Origin of the sequence: Streptomyces sp. 3N207 (genome assembly GCF_052246355.1) — a bacterium.
Lineage (GTDB): Bacteria > Actinomycetota > Actinomycetes > Streptomycetales > Streptomycetaceae > Streptomyces.
The window spans coordinates 126,608-141,960 of sequence record NZ_JBQQBV010000019.1; the positions used below are offsets into that span (position 1 = coordinate 126,608).

Below are 15,353 nucleotides of genomic sequence, written 5' to 3' on the forward strand. Positions count from 1 at the left end.
TGAGCTGACAATCTTCACCGCATCGCTCGCTCGGCCGTGTCCGGAGGGCCGACGAGCCGGGTGCTGCGTACGCTCGGCATATGTCCGAGGTGCATGTGTCCCGCCGCGCCCGGCTGCGCGACCGCTGTGCGGCGAGCACCGCCCACGACGGTCCGGCCGACGCGGTGCTGATCTCCCGTCCCGCCAACGTCCGGTATCTGACCGGCCGCGCGGCGCCCGGCAGCGTGCTGCTGCTGGGCCCGGACGGCCAGGACACCCTCGTCTCGGCTCCCGGGGAGGGACCTGCCAACGGCGCCCACCCGGCCGACGACCTCCGCGAGGTCACCCTGGACATGCCGAGCGGCGCTTACGCCGCCGAACCGCACGGCGGCGCCCGGAACGACACCGCCGTGGCCGCCGCCGGGCTCGCCGAGAAAAGCGGGGCCGGCGCACTGGCCGTGGAGGAGCACCATCTGACCGTCGCCCGGCACCGCGCGCTGGCCGCGGTCGCGCCCTCCGTACGCCTCGCGGACCTGGGCCTGGTGGTGGAACAGCAACGGGTCGTCAAGGACGACGAGGAGATCTCCGCGCTGCGGATCGCCGCCGAGATCACCGACCAGGCCCTCGGTGAACTGCTGGAGTCGATCCTGGTCGGCCGCACCGAGCGGCATCTGGCGCTGGAGCTGGAGCGCCGGCTGATCGACCACGGTGCCGAGGGCGCCGCCCTCCCCACCTCCGTCGCCACCGGCCCCAACTCCGGACTTCCCGGGCACCGGCCCACCGACCGCCGGGTCGAGGAGGGTGATTTCCTCTCCGTACGGCTGGGCGCCCGCTACCGGGGATACGGCTGCCAGATCGGCCGTACCTTCGTCATCGGCACCGCGCCCGAGTCCTGGCAGATCGAGCTGTACGACACCGTCTTCGCCGCTCAGCGGGCCGCGCGGGAGTCGCTGGGGCCGGGCACGGAGTGCCGGGAGGTGGACCGTGCGGCGCGTCAGGTGCTGGGGGCCGCGGGGCACGGTGCGGCGCTGGGCGAGGCGACCGGGCACGGAGTCGGGCTGGAAATCGGTGAGGACCCTCGGATCTCACCTGAGGCCGTGGGTAAACTGGACGCTTGTGTGCCGGTCACCGTCGAGCCGGGGGTCCATCTCCCGGGCCGGGGCGGCGTCCGGATCGACGACACGCTCGTCGTCCGCCCGCAGGCGGACGGCGGACCCGAGCTACTCACCATCACGACCAAGGAGCTGCTCGCCCTCTAGCCCCCCACGGGGCTCAGCCCACGGGCCGTCGGAGGCGCGGCAGCCGCCCTGGTCTCCGCAGCAGTCTCAGGAGATTCCGCGACCGTGGCATCCACGAACGACCTCAAGAACGGCATGGTGCTCAAGCTCGACAGCGACCAGCTCTGGTCCGTTGTCGAGTTCCAGCACGTCAAGCCCGGCAAGGGGCCCGCTTTTGTCCGAACGAAGCTGAAGAACGTCCTCTCCGGCAAGATCGTCGACAAGACGTTCAACGCGGGCACCAAGGTCGAAACGGCCACCGTGGACCGACGGGACATGCAGTTCTCATACATGGACGGCGACTACTTCGTCTTCATGGACATGCAGACCTTCGACCAGCTCCACGTCGACCGCAAGACCGTCGGCGACGCGGCCAACTTCCTGATCGAGGGCTTCGACGCCACGGTCGCGCAGCACGAGGGCGAGGTGCTCTACGTGGAGCTGCCCGCCGCCGTCGAGCTGGAGATCAAGCACACCGAGCCGGGCATCCAGGGCGACCGCTCCACCGGCGGCTCCAAGCCCGCCGAGCTGGAGACGGGCCACAGCATCCAGGTCCCGCTCTTCATCACGACCGGCGAGAAGATCAAGGTCGACACGCGCTCCGGTGAGTACCTCGGTCGGGTGAACAGCTAACCGTGGCTGCACGCAACAAGGCCCGCAAGCGCGCCTTCCAGATCCTCTTCGAGGCCGACCAGCGTGGTGCGGACGTACGCACCGTGCTCGCGGACTGGTTGCGGCTCGCCCGGACGGACTCCCGGCAGCCGCCGGTCTCCGAGTACACGATGACGCTCGTCGAGGGCTATGCGGGGAACATAGCCCGTATCGACGAACTGCTGTCCACCTACGCGGTGGGCTGGACCCTGGACCGGATGCCCGATGTGGACCGGAGCATCCTGCGGCTGGGCGTCTACGAGCTGCTGTGGGTGGACGAGGTTCCCGACGCGGTGGTCATCGACGAGGCCGTTCAGCTGGCCAAGGAGTTCTCCACAGATGAATCGCCGGGCTTCATCAACGGCCTGCTGGGCCGGCTGAAGGAACTGAAGCCCTCTCTTTCCCGGCGCGAAGGTGCTTAGACCCTGAAATAGCGCAATCGGCGGTGCCAAGCCGACCGGACCCGTCCTTGGGATGGGTTGCGGTCAGCTCGGCACCGCCGATCTGTGCCGTCAGCGGGAAAAGGTCAGACCTCTTCGTGTGAAACAGCCCGCCGTGCGTCCGCGTCGAGGACGCCCCAGCTGATCAGCTGCTCCGTCAGCACTGACGGCGACTGGTCGTAGATGACGGCCAAGGTGCGCAGATCGTCCTGGCGGATGGAGAGGACCTTGCCGTTGTAGTCCCCACGCTGCGACTGGATCGTCGCGGCGTACCGCTGGAGCGGACCCGCCTTCTCGGCCGGTACGTGGGCCAGGCGCTCGAGGTCGAGCACCAGCTTCGGCGGCGGCTCGGCGGCCCCGCCCGGAGTGGTTCCCGGCAGCAGCTCCTGCACCGGCACCCCGTAGAAGTCAGCCAGCTCGGCGAGGCGCTGCACGGTCACGGCCCGGTCGCCGCGCTCGTACGAGCCCACCACGACCGCCTTCCAGCGGCCCTGGGACTTCTCCTCGACACCGTGGAGGGAGAGGCCCTGCTGGGTGCGGATGGCGCGGAGCTTGGCTCCGAGCTGTTTGGCGTATTCGCTGGACATATGGCTCCCCGGACGCTGTATCGCTGAGCGGCTGCGCCACGCGGTGTGCTGCGCCGCGCGCCTTCGCGCTTCGTAACTCACTGTGAGGTTACGCAGCGTAATGTGCCGCGTCAAGCCGAGGGGGTCCGAACGGTTGGCTCCGCCCCCGCGCGGGACGTGAGCGGGCCCCTGGTAGCGTTGAGCAGCGACAGCAAGACGTCCTTTAAGGCCCGTCCCGTGAGGCGGGGAAGGAGGTCCACTCTTCATGGACGACAACAGCGCGAGCCTGCATCCGGCACGCCCCGTACTGGAGGCGCCGGACATCAAGCGGGTGCTCACCCGCATCGCCCACGAGATCGTCGAGCGCGCCAAGGGCGCCGACGACGTGGTACTTCTCGGCATTCCCACCCGCGGCGTCTTCCTCGCCCGCCGGCTGGCCGCCAAGCTCGAAGAGATCACCGGAAGCGCGATCCCGGTCGGCTCGCTCGACATCACGATGTACCGGGACGATCTCCGGCTCGGCCCCGCACGGGCCCTCGCACACACCGAGATCCCCGGCGATGGGGTCGACGGACGACTAGTGGTCCTCGTCGACGACGTGCTCTACTCCGGCCGCACCATCCGCGCCGCACTCGATGCCCTGGGTGACATCGGGCGTCCTCGCGCGGTCCAGCTCGCCGTCCTCGTGGACCGTGGTCACCGCGAGCTTCCGATCCGCGCCGACTACGTCGGCAAGAACCTGCCCACCTCGCAGCGCGAGACCGTCAAGGTCCAGCTGACCGAGGAGGACGGCCATGACGGCGTACTGCTCGGCATCCGCTCGGCCGAATCCGAGCACGCCGAAGGAACAGCACACGCGCGCCACGGCGCCGCGCCCGCTGGTTAGCCGCGTACCGAACTGTGCCCGCGCGCCTGCCCGGCGCATCCGCTCGGCGCGCGAAGCACCGCCGTACGCCCGCGTGCCCGCTCTCCACGGCCTGCCCGGGCGCACGCCGCCCGAAGGCGTATCCCCCAGTCTCGGCCGGGAAATGCCCCCAGCGGGCGAGCCCTCGCGACGACCTCATATCCCACCCACGGAAGGCACCAGGCAAAAGATGAAGCGTCACCTCATCTCGGCCGCCGACCTCACCCGCGACGACGCCGTCCTCATCCTCGACACCGCCGAGGAGATGGCCAGGTTCGCCGACCGGCCGATCAAGAAACTGCCCACCCTGCGCGGCCGCACCATCGTCAACCTCTTCTTCGAGGACTCCACCCGCACCCGGATCTCCTTCGAAGCGGCGGCCAAGCGGCTGTCGGCGGACGTCATCAACTTCTCCGCCAAGGGCTCCTCCGTCTCCAAGGGCGAATCCCTCAAGGACACCGCGCTCACCCTGGAGGCGATGGGCGCCGACGGCGTCGTCATCCGGCACGGCGACTCGGGGGCCCCGCACCGGCTGGCGACCTCCGGCTGGATCGGCGGCTCCGTCATCAACGCCGGTGACGGCACCCACGAACACCCCACCCAGGCGCTGCTGGACGCCTTCACCATGCGCCGCCGGCTGGTCGGCGAGGAGGGCACCGCGCTCGACGGCAAGCGGATCACGATCGTCGGCGACATCCTGCACAGCCGCGTCGCCCGCTCCAACGTGCATCTGCTGAGCACCCTGGGCGCCCACGTCACCCTCGTCGCGCCACCCACCCTGCTGCCCATCGGCGTGGGGAGCTGGCCGTGCGAGGTCTCCTACGATCTGGACGCCGTACTGGCCAAGTCCGACGCCGTGATGATGCTGCGCGTCCAGCGCGAGCGGATGAACGCCGCCTTCTTCCCCACCGAGCGCGAGTACGCCCGCCGCTACGGCCTCGACGGGGAGCGCATGGCGCGGATGCCCGAGCACGCCATCGTGATGCACCCGGGGCCGATGAACCGCGGCATGGAGATCACTGCCGAGGTGGCCGACTCGCCCCGCTGCACCGCGGTCGAGCAGGTCGCCAACGGCGTCAGCATCCGGATGGCCGTGATGTACCTGCTGCTCGGCGGCGCCGAGCCGCCCCACCCGGCACCCGCCACCACCACGGATGGAGGCGCTGCGCGCCCTGCCGTTGAGGAGAGCAACTGATATGACCCAGACCCTGATTCGCGGTGCGAAGGTCCTCGGCGGCGAGCCGCAGGACGTGCTGCTGGCCGACGGCACCCTCCAGGAGATCGGCCGCGGCATCGAGGCCCCCGGCGCCGAGGTCGTCGAGGCCGAGGGCCGAATCCTGCTGCCCGGCCTCGTGGACCTGCACACCCATCTGCGCGAGCCCGGCCGCGAGGACTCCGAGACGGTGCTGACCGGCACCCGGGCCGCCGCCAAGGGCGGCTACACCGCCGTGCACGCCATGGCCAACACCTTCCCCGTCGCCGACACCGCCGGTGTGGTCGAGCAGGTGTGGCGGCTGGGCAAGGAGTACGGCTACTGCGACGTACGCCCCGTCGGGGCCGTCACCGTCGGCCTCGAGGGCAAGCAGCTCGCCGAGCTGGGCGCCATGCACGACTCCGCCGCCGAGGTACGGGTCTTCTCCGACGACGGCAAGTGTGTCGACGACGCGGTGATCATGCGGCGCGCCCTGGAGTATGTGAAGGCGTTCGACGGTGTCGTGGCCCAGCACGCCCAGGAGCCCCGGCTGACCGCGGGCGCCCAGATGAACGAGGGCACCGTCTCCGCCGAGCTGGGCCTGCAGGGGTGGCCGGCCGTCGCCGAGGAGTCGATCATCGCGCGGGATGTGCTGCTCGCCGCGCACGTCGATTCCCGCGTCCACATCTGCCACCTGTCGACGGCCGGCTCCGTGGAGATCGTCCGCTGGGCCAAATCCAAGGGCTGGAACGTCACCGCCGAGGTCACCCCGCACCATCTGCTGCTCACCGACGAGCTCGTCCGCTCCTACGACCCCGTCTACAAGGTCAACCCGCCGCTGCGCACCGAGGCCGATGTGATGGCGCTCCGCGAGGCGCTGGCCGACGGCACCATCGACTGCGTCGCCACCGACCACGCCCCGCACCCGCACGAGGACAAGGACTGCGAGTGGGGTGCGGCGGCCATGGGCATGGTCGGCCTGGAGACGGCGCTGGCGGTGGTGCAGCACACCATGGTGGACACCGGGCTGCTGGACTGGACGCAGGTCGCCGACCGGATGTCCTTCCGGCCCGCCGCCATCGGACGGCTGGAGGGCCACGGCCGCCCCGTCTCACCCGGCGAGCCAGCCAACCTCGTTCTCCTCGACGCGGACTACCGTGGACAGGTGGACCCCGCGGGCTTCGCCTCCCGCAGCGCGAACACCCCCTACCAGGGCCGCGAGCTGCCCGGACGCGTCACCCACACCTGGCTGCGGGGCCGCCCGACGGTCGTGGACGGGAAACTCGTAGGAGCAGCGGGAGCAGTGTGAGCGGCGTGAGTGCAACGAACCTCCCCCTGATCGGCCTTGCCGCCGAACAGAAGTCACAGCAAGTCACCGACTGGGCCGCCCGGATCGGCTGGGTTGTCGGGCTCGTCCTGTTCGTCGCGCTGCTGTACTGGCTGATGCGCCAGGGCTGGAAGTGGCGCGGCACCCTGCAGGGCGACCTGCCGGAGCTTCCGCAGTCGCCCGAGCCCAGTGGCGAGCCGCTGCTGAGCGCCACCGGCCGCTACCACGGCTCCACCAGCGCGGGCCAGTGGCTCGACCGGATCGTCGCGCACGGCCTGGGCACCCGCAGCCGCGCAGAGCTGACGCTGACCGAGCACGGTGTGGACGTCGTACGGCCCGCGGCCCAGGACTTCTTCGTCCCCGCTGAGCAGCTGCGCGGCGCCAGGCTCGACACCGGCATCGCGGGCAAGGTCCTCACCGAGGGCGGCCTGCTGATCGTCACCTGGGAGCACGGCGGACGGCGGCTCGACTCCGGATTCCGCTTCGACCACTCGGCCGACCAGGCCCGATGGGTCGAGAAGATCAACGCAATGTGCGGCGACAACGGCGTCGCGGCGATGCAGCAGCACAAGGAAGGCGCATGATGACGACCTCCGCCAGGGGAGCGACCGGAACCACGGCGAATCCCGCCCTACTCGTCCTGGAGGACGGCCGCATCTTCCGCGGGCGCGCCTACGGGGCCGTGGGGGAGACGTTCGGCGAGGCCGTGTTCTCCACCGGGATGACCGGATACCAGGAGACCCTCACCGACCCCTCCTACCACCGCCAGGTCGTCGTCATGACGGCCCCGCACGTCGGCAACACCGGCGTCAACGACGAGGACCCCGAGTCGGCCCGTATCTGGGTGGCCGGCTACGTCGTACGCGACCCGGCCCGCACCCCCTCCAACTGGCGCGCCACCCGCTCCCTCGACCAGGAACTCCGCGACCAGGGAGTGGTCGGCATCAGCGGGGTCGACACCCGCGCACTGACCCGGCACCTGCGGGAGCGCGGCGCCATGCGCGTCGGCATCTTCTCCGGCGCCGCCTGCGCGGGCAGCGAGGAGCAGCTGCTGGCCCGGGTGCGGGAGATCCCCGCCATGAAGGGCGCGGACCTCGCGGGCGAGGTCGCCACCCAGCAGGCGTATGTCGTCCCCGCGATCGGTGAGAAGCGCTTCACCGTCGCAGCCGTCGACCTCGGTATCAAGGGCATGACCCCGCACCGGATGGCCGAGCGCGGCATAGAGGTGCATGTGCTGCCCGCAACCGCGACCGTCGAGGACCTCTATGCCGTCAAGCCCGACGGGGTCTTCTTCTCCAACGGCCCCGGCGACCCGGCCGCCGCCGAGCACCCCGTCGCGCTGATGCGCGGCGTGCTGGAGCGCGGCACCCCGCTGTTCGGGATCTGCTTCGGCAACCAGATCCTCGGCCGCGCCCTCGGGTTCGGCACCTTCAAGCTCAAGTACGGCCACCGGGGCATCAACCAGCCCGTCCAGGACCGTACGACGGGCAAGGTCGAGGTCACCGCGCACAACCACGGCTTCGCCGTGGACGCGCCGCTCGACCGCGTCAGCGACACCCCCTACGGCCGGGCCGAGGTCTCGCACGTCTGCCTGAACGACGACGTCGTCGAGGGACTGCGGCTTCTCGACAGGCCCGCCTTCAGCGTCCAGTACCACCCCGAAGCGGCAGCGGGTCCGCACGACGCCGCCTACCTCTTCGACCGGTTCGTCGAGCTCATGCGAGACAACGACAAGCACAGCGCACAGCTCATGGAGGACCAGCGTGCCTAAGCGCACCGATATCCAGTCCGTCCTGGTCATCGGCTCAGGTCCGATCGTCATCGGACAGGCCGCCGAGTTCGACTACTCCGGCACCCAGGCGTGCCGCGTGCTCAAGGCCGAGGGCCTGCGCGTTGTCCTGGTCAACTCCAACCCGGCCACGATCATGACCGACCCGGAGATCGCCGACGCCACCTACGTCGAGCCGATCACCCCCGACTTCGTCGAGAAGATCATCGCCAAGGAGCGCCCCGACGCGCTGCTGCCCACCCTCGGCGGTCAGACCGCGCTCAACACCGCGATCTCCCTCCATGAGTCGGGCGCGCTGGACAAGTACGGCGTCGAGCTGATCGGCGCCCGCCCCGAGGCCATCCACAAGGGCGAGGACCGCGACCAGTTCAAGGAGGTCGTCGAGGCCGTCCGCCGTAAGACCGGCCACGGCGAGTCCGCACGCTCCTACATCTGCCACTCCATGGACGACGTGCTGCGCGGCGTCGAGGAACTCGGCGGCTATCCCGTCGTCGTCCGCCCCTCCTTCACCATGGGCGGCGCCGGCTCCGGCTTCGCCCACGACGAGGAGGAGCTGCGCCGCATCGCCGGGCAGGGCCTGACCCTCTCGCCGACCACCGAGGTGCTCCTGGAGGAGTCCATCCTCGGCTGGAAGGAGTACGAGCTGGAGCTGATGCGGGACAAGCACGACAACGTGGTGGTCGTCTGCTCCATCGAGAACTTCGACCCGATGGGCGTGCACACCGGCGACTCGATCACCGTCGCGCCCGCCATGACGCTCACCGACCGTGAGTACCAGATCCTCCGCGACATCGGTATCGCCGTCATCCGCGAGGTCGGTGTCGACACCGGTGGCTGCAACATCCAGTTCGCCGTCAACCCGGAGGACGGCCGGGTCGTCGTCATCGAGATGAATCCGCGGGTCTCCCGCTCCTCGGCGCTCGCCTCCAAGGCCACCGGGTTCCCTATCGCGAAGATCGCCGCGAAGCTGGCCGTCGGCTACACGCTGGACGAGATCCCCAACGACATCACCGAGGAGACCCCGGCCTCCTTCGAGCCCACGCTCGACTATGTCGTGGTCAAGGCGCCCCGCTTCGCCTTCGAGAAGTTCCCGGCCGCCGACTCCCGGCTCACCACCACCATGAAGTCGGTCGGTGAGGCCATGGCCATCGGCCGGAACTTCACCGAGGCGCTGAACAAGGCGCTGCGCTCGCTGGAGAAGAAGGGCAGCCAGTTCGACTTCGCCACCCCGGTCTCCGAACTCGGCGACAAGGCGCAGCTGCTCACCGACGCCGAGCGGCCCACCGACGGCCGGATCAACACGGTCATGGCCGCCATCCGGGCCGGCGCCACTCCGCAGGAGGTCTTCGACGCGACGAAGATCGACCCCTGGTTCGTCGACCAGCTCTTCCTCATCAAGGAGACCGCCGAGGAGATCGCCGCAGCGCCCGAACTGAGCCCCGGTATGTTCGCCGAGGCGAAGCGGCACGGCTTCTCCGACGCGCAGATCGCCGCCATCCGCTCGCTGCGCGAGGACGTGGTGCGCGAGGTACGGCACGCGCTGGGCATCCGCCCCGTCTACAAGACCGTGGACACCTGCGCCGCCGAGTTCGCGGCCAGGACGCCGTACTTCTACTCCTCCTACGACGAGGAGACCGAGGTCGCGCCCCGCGAGAAGCCCGCTGTGATCATTCTCGGCTCCGGCCCCAACCGCATCGGCCAGGGCATCGAGTTCGACTACTCCTGCGTCCACGCCTCCTTCGCACTGGGCGCCGCCGGGTTCGAGACCGTCATGGTCAACTGCAACCCGGAGACCGTCTCCACCGACTACGACACCTCCGACCGGCTCTACTTCGAGCCGCTCACCCTGGAGGACGTACTGGAGATCGTGCACGCCGAGCAGCAGGCCGGCCCCGTCGCCGGTGTCCTCGTCCAGCTCGGCGGCCAGACCCCGCTCGGCCTCGCCCAGGCGCTCAAGGACAACGGCGTCCCCGTCGTCGGCACCTCGCCCGAGGCCATCGAACTGGCCGAGGAGCGCGGCGCGTTCGGCCGGGTGCTCACCGAGGCCGGGCTGCCGGCCCCCAAGTACGGCACCGCCTTCTCCTTCGAGCAGGCCAAGGGCATCGCTGCCGAGATCGGCTACCCGGTCATGGTCCGCCCGTCCTACGTACTGGGCGGCCGCGGCATGGAGATCGTCTACGACGAGCTCTCGCTGGAGTCCTACCTGGAGCGGCACGCCGGACTGATCGAGAAGCACCCGGTGCTCATCGACCGCTTCCTCGACGACGCCATCGAGATCGACGTGGACGCGCTCTACGACGGCAACGAGCTCTACCTCGGCGGCGTCATGGAGCACATCGAGGAGGCCGGCATCCACTCCGGCGACTCCGCCTGTGCGCTGCCCCCGATCACCCTCGGCGGCTACGACATCAAGCGGCTGCGCGCCTCCACCGAGGCCATCGCCCGCGGCGTCGGCGTCCAGGGTCTGATCAACATCCAGTTCGCGATGGCGGGCGACATCCTCTACGTACTGGAGGCCAACCCGCGCGCCTCCCGTACGGTGCCCTTCACCTCCAAGGCCACCGCCGTTCCGCTCGCAAAGGCCGCAGCCCGGATCTCGCTGGGCGCCACCATCGCCGAGCTGCGCGCCGAGGGCCTGCTCCCGGCCGAGGGCGACGGCGGGGACCTGCCGCTGGACGCGCCGATCTCCGTCAAGGAAGCGGTGATGCCCTGGAGCAGGTTCCGCGATGTGCAGGGCCGCGGCGTGGACACCGTGCTGGGCCCGGAGATGCGCTCCACCGGCGAGGTCATGGGCATCGACTCGGTCTTCGGCACCGCCTACGCCAAGTCGCAGACCGCCGCGTACGGTGCGCTGCCGGACAAGGGCCGCGCCTTCGTCTCGGTCGCCAACCGGGACAAGCGCTCGCTGATCTTCCCCGCGCGGGAGCTGGTCGCCATGGGCTTCGAGCTGCTGGCCACCTCCGGCACCGCAGAGGTTCTCAAGCGCAACGGGATCAACGCGACAGTTGTCCGCAAACAGAGCCAGGGCGTGGGCCCCGCCGGTGAGCCGACGATCGTGCAGCTCATCCACGACGGCGAGGTCGACCTGATCGTCAACACCCCGTACGGCACGGGTGGCCGCCTGGACGGCTACGACATCCGCACCGCAGCCGTCGCCCGGTCGGTGCCGTGTCTGACGACCGTGCAGGCGCTCGCCGCGGCGGTACAGGGCATCGACGCCATGGCCCGCGACGAGGTCAGCGTGCGGTCGCTGCAGGAGCACGCCGATCACTTGATCGCCGCCCGCAAGAGCTGATCCACCCCCGGTCCTCATACGCCGGGCAGGCCGGAACCGGTCGGCCCGGCGTATGAGGAGGAGCCCCACCACCAGGAACCCACCCACCCATGTACGGACTCCTCTTCCGCACCGTCTTCTGCCGCATGGACCCGGAAAAGGCCCACCACCTGGCCTTTTCCTGGATCCGCAGGGCAGTACGCACCCCTGTGCTCCGCACCTTCGCGGCAGCCGCCCTCGCCCCGCGCCACAAGGAACTCCGCATCGAAGCCCTGGGCCGCCGGATGCACGGGCCGTTCGGCCTCGCCGCCGGGTTCGACAAGAACGCGGAGGGGATCGACGGCCTTGCCATGCTCGGCTTCGACCATGTCGAGGTCGGCACCGTCACCGGCAGCGCCCAGCCGGGCAACCCGAAGAAGCGACTGTTCCGCCTGGTCAAGGACCGGGCGCTGATCAACCGGATGGGCTTCAACAACGAGGGCTCGGCCGCCGTCGCCGCCCGGCTGGCCACCCGCGAGCCGGTCTTCCGTACGACCGTCGGCGTCAACATCGGCAAGACGAAGGCCGTCCCGGAGTCCGAGGCGGTGGCCGACTACGTCACCTCCACCGAGGCACTGGCCCCGCACGCCCACTACCTGGTCGTCAACGTCTCCTCGCCGAACACGCCCGGACTGCGCAATCTCCAGGCCACCGAGCAGCTGCGCCCGCTGCTGACCGCCGTACGCGAGGCGGCCGACCGTACGGTCACCACGCGCCGCGTCCCGCTCCTGGTCAAGATCGCCCCCGATCTCGCGGACGAGGACATCGACGCGGTCGCCGACCTGGCCGTCGAGCTGGGGCTGGACGGGATCATCGCCACGAACACCACCATCGCGCGCGACGGGCTCGGCCTCACCTCCGACCCGGCACTGACCGCCGAGACCGGCGGACTGTCCGGAGCGCCGGTCCGCGACCGGTCCCTGGAGGTGCTGCGCCGGCTGTACGCACGCGTCGGCGACCGGCTCACGCTCGTCGGCGTCGGTGGCATCACCACCGCCGACGACGCCTGGCGCCGCATCCTGGCCGGTGCCACGCTCGTGCAGGGCTACACGGCGTTCCTGTACGAGGGCCCCTTCTGGATGCGCCGCATGCACCAGGGGCTCGCCGAGCTGCTGGCGGCCAGCCCGTACGCCACCCTCGCCGAGGCCGTCGGCGCCGAGCACCGTCAGCAGGACGGCAAGCAGCAGGAGGACGCCGCATGACAGCCCCGGGGACGACAGAGCGGGACGCGACCGCGCCCGAACCCTTCGGCGTCCGGCTCCGCCGCGCCATGGACGTCCGGGGCCCGCTGTGCGTCGGCATCGACCCGCACGCCTCCCTGCTGCACGCCTGGGGGCTGGACGACGACGTGGCGGGGCTGGAGCGGTTCAGCCGTACGGTGGTCGAGGCGCTTGCCGACCGGGTGGCCGTGCTGAAGCCCCAGTCGGCCTTCTTCGAGCGCTTCGGCTCCCGCGGCATCGCCGTGCTGGAGCGGACGGTGAGCGAGGCCCGGCAGGCCGGGGCGCTCGTCGTCATGGACGCCAAGCGCGGGGACATCGGCTCGACCATGGACGCCTACGCCGCGGCCTTCCTCGACACCGGCAGCCCGCTGTTCTCGGACGCGCTCACCGTCAGCCCCTACCTGGGCTTCGGCGCGCTGGAACCGGCCCTCACGGCGGCCACCGCGAGCGGCTCCGGGCTGTTCGTACTGGCGCTCACCTCCAACCCGGAGGGGCAGGAGGTCCAGCGCGCGGTCCGCGCGGACGGCTCGTCGGTGGCGGCCACGGTGCTGGGGCACCTGGCGGACCGGAACGCGGGCGCCGAGCCGCTCGGCTCCTTCGGCGCGGTGGTCGGCGCCACGCTGGGGGATCTGTCGGCCTTCGACCTGGCGGTGAACGGTCCCCTGCTGGCGCCCGGCATCGGGGCGCAGGGCGCCACCCCCGCCGATCTGCCCGCGGTCTTCGGCGACGCGGTCCGCAATGTCGTACCGAGCGTCAGCAGGGGAGTGCTCCGGCACGGTCCCGACACAACCGGACTGCGGAATTCCGCACTCGGTTTCGCCGACGAGGTACGCAGCGCAGTGGGCTGAGCACCCGGGCCGTCATTCGTGATCCCGAACCGAGGGCGGGAATCGGACGTCCGGTGCCGCGGAATCGGACGTTCGGGCGCGCGGAATCGGACGTCCGGGGTTTAAGAATCGGACGTCTGAGGGCGGGAAATCAGGCGCCGGGGGCCGACGAATCCGAAGCGAGGCCCGCGAATCGCACACCGAGAGTCGACAAATCCCACCGCGAGAACCGGCGAATCCCACGCTGAGAGCTGAAAATGCGCCGGGTATGTACCGAAAAGTCCGGGTCGACAGAGGCTGACCTGGACTTTTCGTCTGTTCTCGCTGACTCCGGCGCTCACGCCCGCTAGTCTCCGTCGAGAGCACCGCGAACAGGCGCGTTGCTCGTTGCTCCGCAGGTGCGGGCCTACTAGGTTCCTCACCGATCCGTATCCGACAGTTCGACATCCGAGGTGACGTAGGCGTGGCTCTTCCGCCCCTTACCCCTGAACAGCGCGCAGCCGCGCTCGAAAAGGCCGCCGCGGCTCGCCGGGAGCGCGCCGAGGTCAAGAACCGGCTCAAGCACTCCGGCGCGTCTCTGCACGAGGTCATCAAGCAGGGCCAGGAAAACGACGTGATCGGCAAGATGAAGGTCTCCGCGCTCCTGGAGTCCCTGCCCGGCGTCGGCAAGGTCCGCGCCAAGCAGATCATGGAGCGGCTGGGGATCTCCGAGAGCCGGCGGGTCCGTGGTCTCGGCTCCAACCAGATCGCTGCCCTGGAGCGCGAGTTCGGCGGTGCCAACGCCTGAGGTCTCAGGCACTCGCGTTAACCGGGATAATCGCTGCATGAGTTCTGCAGTTCCCCGGGGGGAGACCCCGGCACCCCCGGTCGGCACATCGCGGCTGACCGTGCTCTCCGGCCCCTCCGGGGTCGGTAAGAGCACGGTCGTCGCACATATGCGCAAGACCCATCCCGAGGTCTGGCTCTCCGTCTCCGCCACCACCCGCAGGCCCCGCCCCGGCGAGCGCCATGGGGTGCAGTACTTCTTCGTGGACGACGAGGAGTTCGACAAGCTGGTCGCCAACGGTGAGCTGCTCGAATGGGCCGAGTTCGCGGGCAACCGCTACGGCACCCCCCGGCAGGCGGTGCTGGAGCACTTGGAGCGCGGGGAGCCCGTCCTGCTGGAGATCGATCTGCAGGGCGCCCGCCTGGTCAAGCAGTCGATGCCCGAGGCGCAGCTCGTCTTTCTGGCTCCCCCCAGCTGGGAGGAGCTGGTCAGGCGGCTGACCGGCCGGGGCACCGAGGCGCCGGAGGTCATCGAGCGCCGGCTGAAGGTCGCCCGCACCGAGCTGGCGGCCGAGGCCGAGTTCGACCGGACCTTGGTGAACACCTCCGTCGAGGAGGTCAGCGCCGAGCTGCTAGCCTTGATGAGTATCGATTGAGTGCGTATCGATAGACCTCCAGCACTCAGCGCGCTGTCCGCGCATCGATCCCCTCTTAATTCACCCTTCGGAAGGCAGAGAGTGTCCTCTTCCATCACCACGCCCGAGGGCATCATCAACCCGCCGATTGATGAGCTGCTCGAGGCCACCGACTCGAAGTACAGCCTCGTGATCTACGCCGCCAAGCGCGCGCGCCAGATCAACGCGTACTACTCCCAGCTCGGTGAGGGCCTCCTCGAGTACGTCGGCCCGCTGGTGGACACCCACGTGCACGAGAAGCCGCTCTCCATCGCGCTCCGCGAGATCAACGCCGGCCTCCTCACCTCCGAGCCCGTGGAGGCTCCGCCGGTGGGCCAGTAGCCGTCGGCACCACTTCCACCAGGGGCCCGGCAGCGCGGCTGCCGGGCCCCTGGTGTGTCATAAGGGCATAACGACGCGTATGGCATG

General features: G+C 70.0%; 15 protein-coding genes. 14 read left to right on the forward strand and 1 reads right to left on the reverse strand.

Annotation, left to right across the window (positions count from 1 at the left end; genetic code table 11):
* The first annotated feature begins 80 nt into the window (after positions 1-80).
* From ACTWP9_RS26700 to nusB, 3 genes are all read left to right on the forward strand, one after another.
* On the forward strand, positions 81-1,238 hold the full coding sequence (locus tag ACTWP9_RS26700; protein ID WP_443248821.1) for an aminopeptidase P family protein: 1,158 nt from the start codon (positions 81-83) through the stop codon (positions 1,236-1,238).
* Positions 1,239-1,322: 84 nt separating this feature from the next.
* Entirely contained in the window at positions 1,323-1,889 is a 567-nt protein-coding gene (efp, locus tag ACTWP9_RS26705) for an elongation factor P (protein WP_443248822.1), read from the forward strand.
* A 2-nt stretch (positions 1,890-1,891) separates the two neighbouring features.
* Complete coding sequence (gene nusB / locus ACTWP9_RS26710; protein WP_443248823.1) at positions 1,892-2,329, forward strand: transcription antitermination factor NusB; 438 nt, start codon at positions 1,892-1,894, stop codon at positions 2,327-2,329.
* A 104-nt stretch (positions 2,330-2,433) separates the two neighbouring features.
* Here nusB and bldD read toward each other — a convergent pair whose 3' ends face one another.
* Entirely contained in the window at positions 2,434-2,934 is a 501-nt protein-coding gene (gene bldD / locus ACTWP9_RS26715) for a transcriptional regulator BldD (protein WP_030407913.1), read from the reverse strand.
* 244 nt (positions 2,935-3,178) lie between these two features.
* Between bldD and pyrR the strand changes: the two genes are divergently transcribed.
* The 11 genes from pyrR (at position 3,179) to rpoZ (ending at position 15,266) form a co-directional block, all read left to right on the forward strand.
* Positions 3,179-3,799, forward strand: a complete 621-nt coding sequence (gene pyrR, locus ACTWP9_RS26720) for a bifunctional pyr operon transcriptional regulator/uracil phosphoribosyltransferase PyrR (RefSeq protein ID WP_443248824.1) — start codon at positions 3,179-3,181, stop codon at positions 3,797-3,799.
* A 208-nt stretch (positions 3,800-4,007) separates the two neighbouring features.
* On the forward strand, positions 4,008-5,012 hold the full coding sequence (locus tag ACTWP9_RS26725; protein ID WP_443248825.1) for an aspartate carbamoyltransferase catalytic subunit: 1,005 nt from the start codon (positions 4,008-4,010) through the stop codon (positions 5,010-5,012).
* A gap of 1 nt (position 5,013) precedes the next feature.
* Positions 5,014-6,318: a dihydroorotase gene (locus ACTWP9_RS26730; RefSeq protein ID WP_443248826.1), complete on the forward strand. Its 1,305-nt coding sequence runs from the start codon at positions 5,014-5,016 to the stop codon at positions 6,316-6,318.
* A gap of 5 nt (positions 6,319-6,323) precedes the next feature.
* The gene (locus ACTWP9_RS26735) at positions 6,324-6,920 is read left to right on the forward strand and encodes a PH-like domain-containing protein (protein WP_443248827.1); all 597 of its coding nucleotides are present in this window, start codon (positions 6,324-6,326) and stop codon (positions 6,918-6,920) included.
* The gene (gene carA, locus ACTWP9_RS26740) at positions 6,920-8,107 is read left to right on the forward strand and encodes a glutamine-hydrolyzing carbamoyl-phosphate synthase small subunit (RefSeq protein WP_443248858.1); all 1,188 of its coding nucleotides are present in this window, start codon (positions 6,920-6,922) and stop codon (positions 8,105-8,107) included. Before ACTWP9_RS26735 ends, carA begins: the two co-directional genes overlap by 1 nt.
* The gene (gene carB, locus ACTWP9_RS26745) at positions 8,100-11,420 is read left to right on the forward strand and encodes a carbamoyl-phosphate synthase large subunit (protein WP_443248828.1); all 3,321 of its coding nucleotides are present in this window, start codon (positions 8,100-8,102) and stop codon (positions 11,418-11,420) included. Before carA ends, carB begins: the two co-directional genes overlap by 8 nt.
* Positions 11,421-11,509: 89 nt before the next feature.
* On the forward strand, positions 11,510-12,640 hold the full coding sequence (locus ACTWP9_RS26750; RefSeq protein ID WP_443248829.1) for a quinone-dependent dihydroorotate dehydrogenase: 1,131 nt from the start codon (positions 11,510-11,512) through the stop codon (positions 12,638-12,640).
* A complete protein-coding gene (pyrF, locus tag ACTWP9_RS26755; protein WP_443248830.1) occupies positions 12,637-13,506 on the forward strand; it encodes an orotidine-5'-phosphate decarboxylase in 870 nt (289 codons plus the stop codon). The genes ACTWP9_RS26750 and pyrF overlap by 4 nt, the downstream gene beginning before the upstream one ends.
* A gap of 442 nt (positions 13,507-13,948) precedes the next feature.
* Positions 13,949-14,272 carry an integration host factor gene (locus tag ACTWP9_RS26760; RefSeq protein WP_019356158.1) on the forward strand — a complete coding sequence of 108 codons (324 nt, stop codon included), beginning with the start codon at positions 13,949-13,951 and terminating at the stop codon, positions 14,270-14,272.
* A gap of 37 nt (positions 14,273-14,309) precedes the next feature.
* Positions 14,310-14,906: a guanylate kinase gene (gene gmk / locus ACTWP9_RS26765; protein ID WP_443248831.1), complete on the forward strand. Its 597-nt coding sequence runs from the start codon at positions 14,310-14,312 to the stop codon at positions 14,904-14,906.
* A gap of 81 nt (positions 14,907-14,987) precedes the next feature.
* Positions 14,988-15,266 (forward strand): DNA-directed RNA polymerase subunit omega, encoded by a 279-nt coding sequence (gene rpoZ, locus ACTWP9_RS26770; RefSeq protein WP_443248832.1) that lies wholly within the window; start codon positions 14,988-14,990, stop codon positions 15,264-15,266.
* Positions 15,267-15,353: the final 87 nt, after the last annotated feature.

Excerpts from the sequence above, each read along its gene's own strand:
- ACTWP9_RS26700 (WP_443248821.1), top strand. The coding sequence starts at position 81 with ATGTCCGAGGTGCATGTGTCCCGCCGCGCCCGGCTGCGCGACCGCTGT.
- bldD (WP_030407913.1), bottom strand. The coding sequence starts at position 2,934 with ATGTCCAGCGAATACGCCAAACAGCTCGGAGCCAAGCTCCGCGCCATC.
- pyrR (WP_443248824.1), top strand. The coding sequence starts at position 3,179 with ATGGACGACAACAGCGCGAGCCTGCATCCGGCACGCCCCGTACTGGAG.
- ACTWP9_RS26725 (WP_443248825.1), top strand. The coding sequence starts at position 4,008 with ATGAAGCGTCACCTCATCTCGGCCGCCGACCTCACCCGCGACGACGCC.
- ACTWP9_RS26730 (WP_443248826.1), top strand. The coding sequence starts at position 5,014 with ATGACCCAGACCCTGATTCGCGGTGCGAAGGTCCTCGGCGGCGAGCCG.
- carA (WP_443248858.1), top strand. The coding sequence starts at position 6,920 with ATGACGACCTCCGCCAGGGGAGCGACCGGAACCACGGCGAATCCCGCC.
- ACTWP9_RS26750 (WP_443248829.1), top strand. The coding sequence starts at position 11,510 with ATGTACGGACTCCTCTTCCGCACCGTCTTCTGCCGCATGGACCCGGAA.
- pyrF (WP_443248830.1), top strand. The coding sequence starts at position 12,637 with ATGACAGCCCCGGGGACGACAGAGCGGGACGCGACCGCGCCCGAACCC.
- gmk (WP_443248831.1), top strand. The coding sequence starts at position 14,310 with ATGAGTTCTGCAGTTCCCCGGGGGGAGACCCCGGCACCCCCGGTCGGC.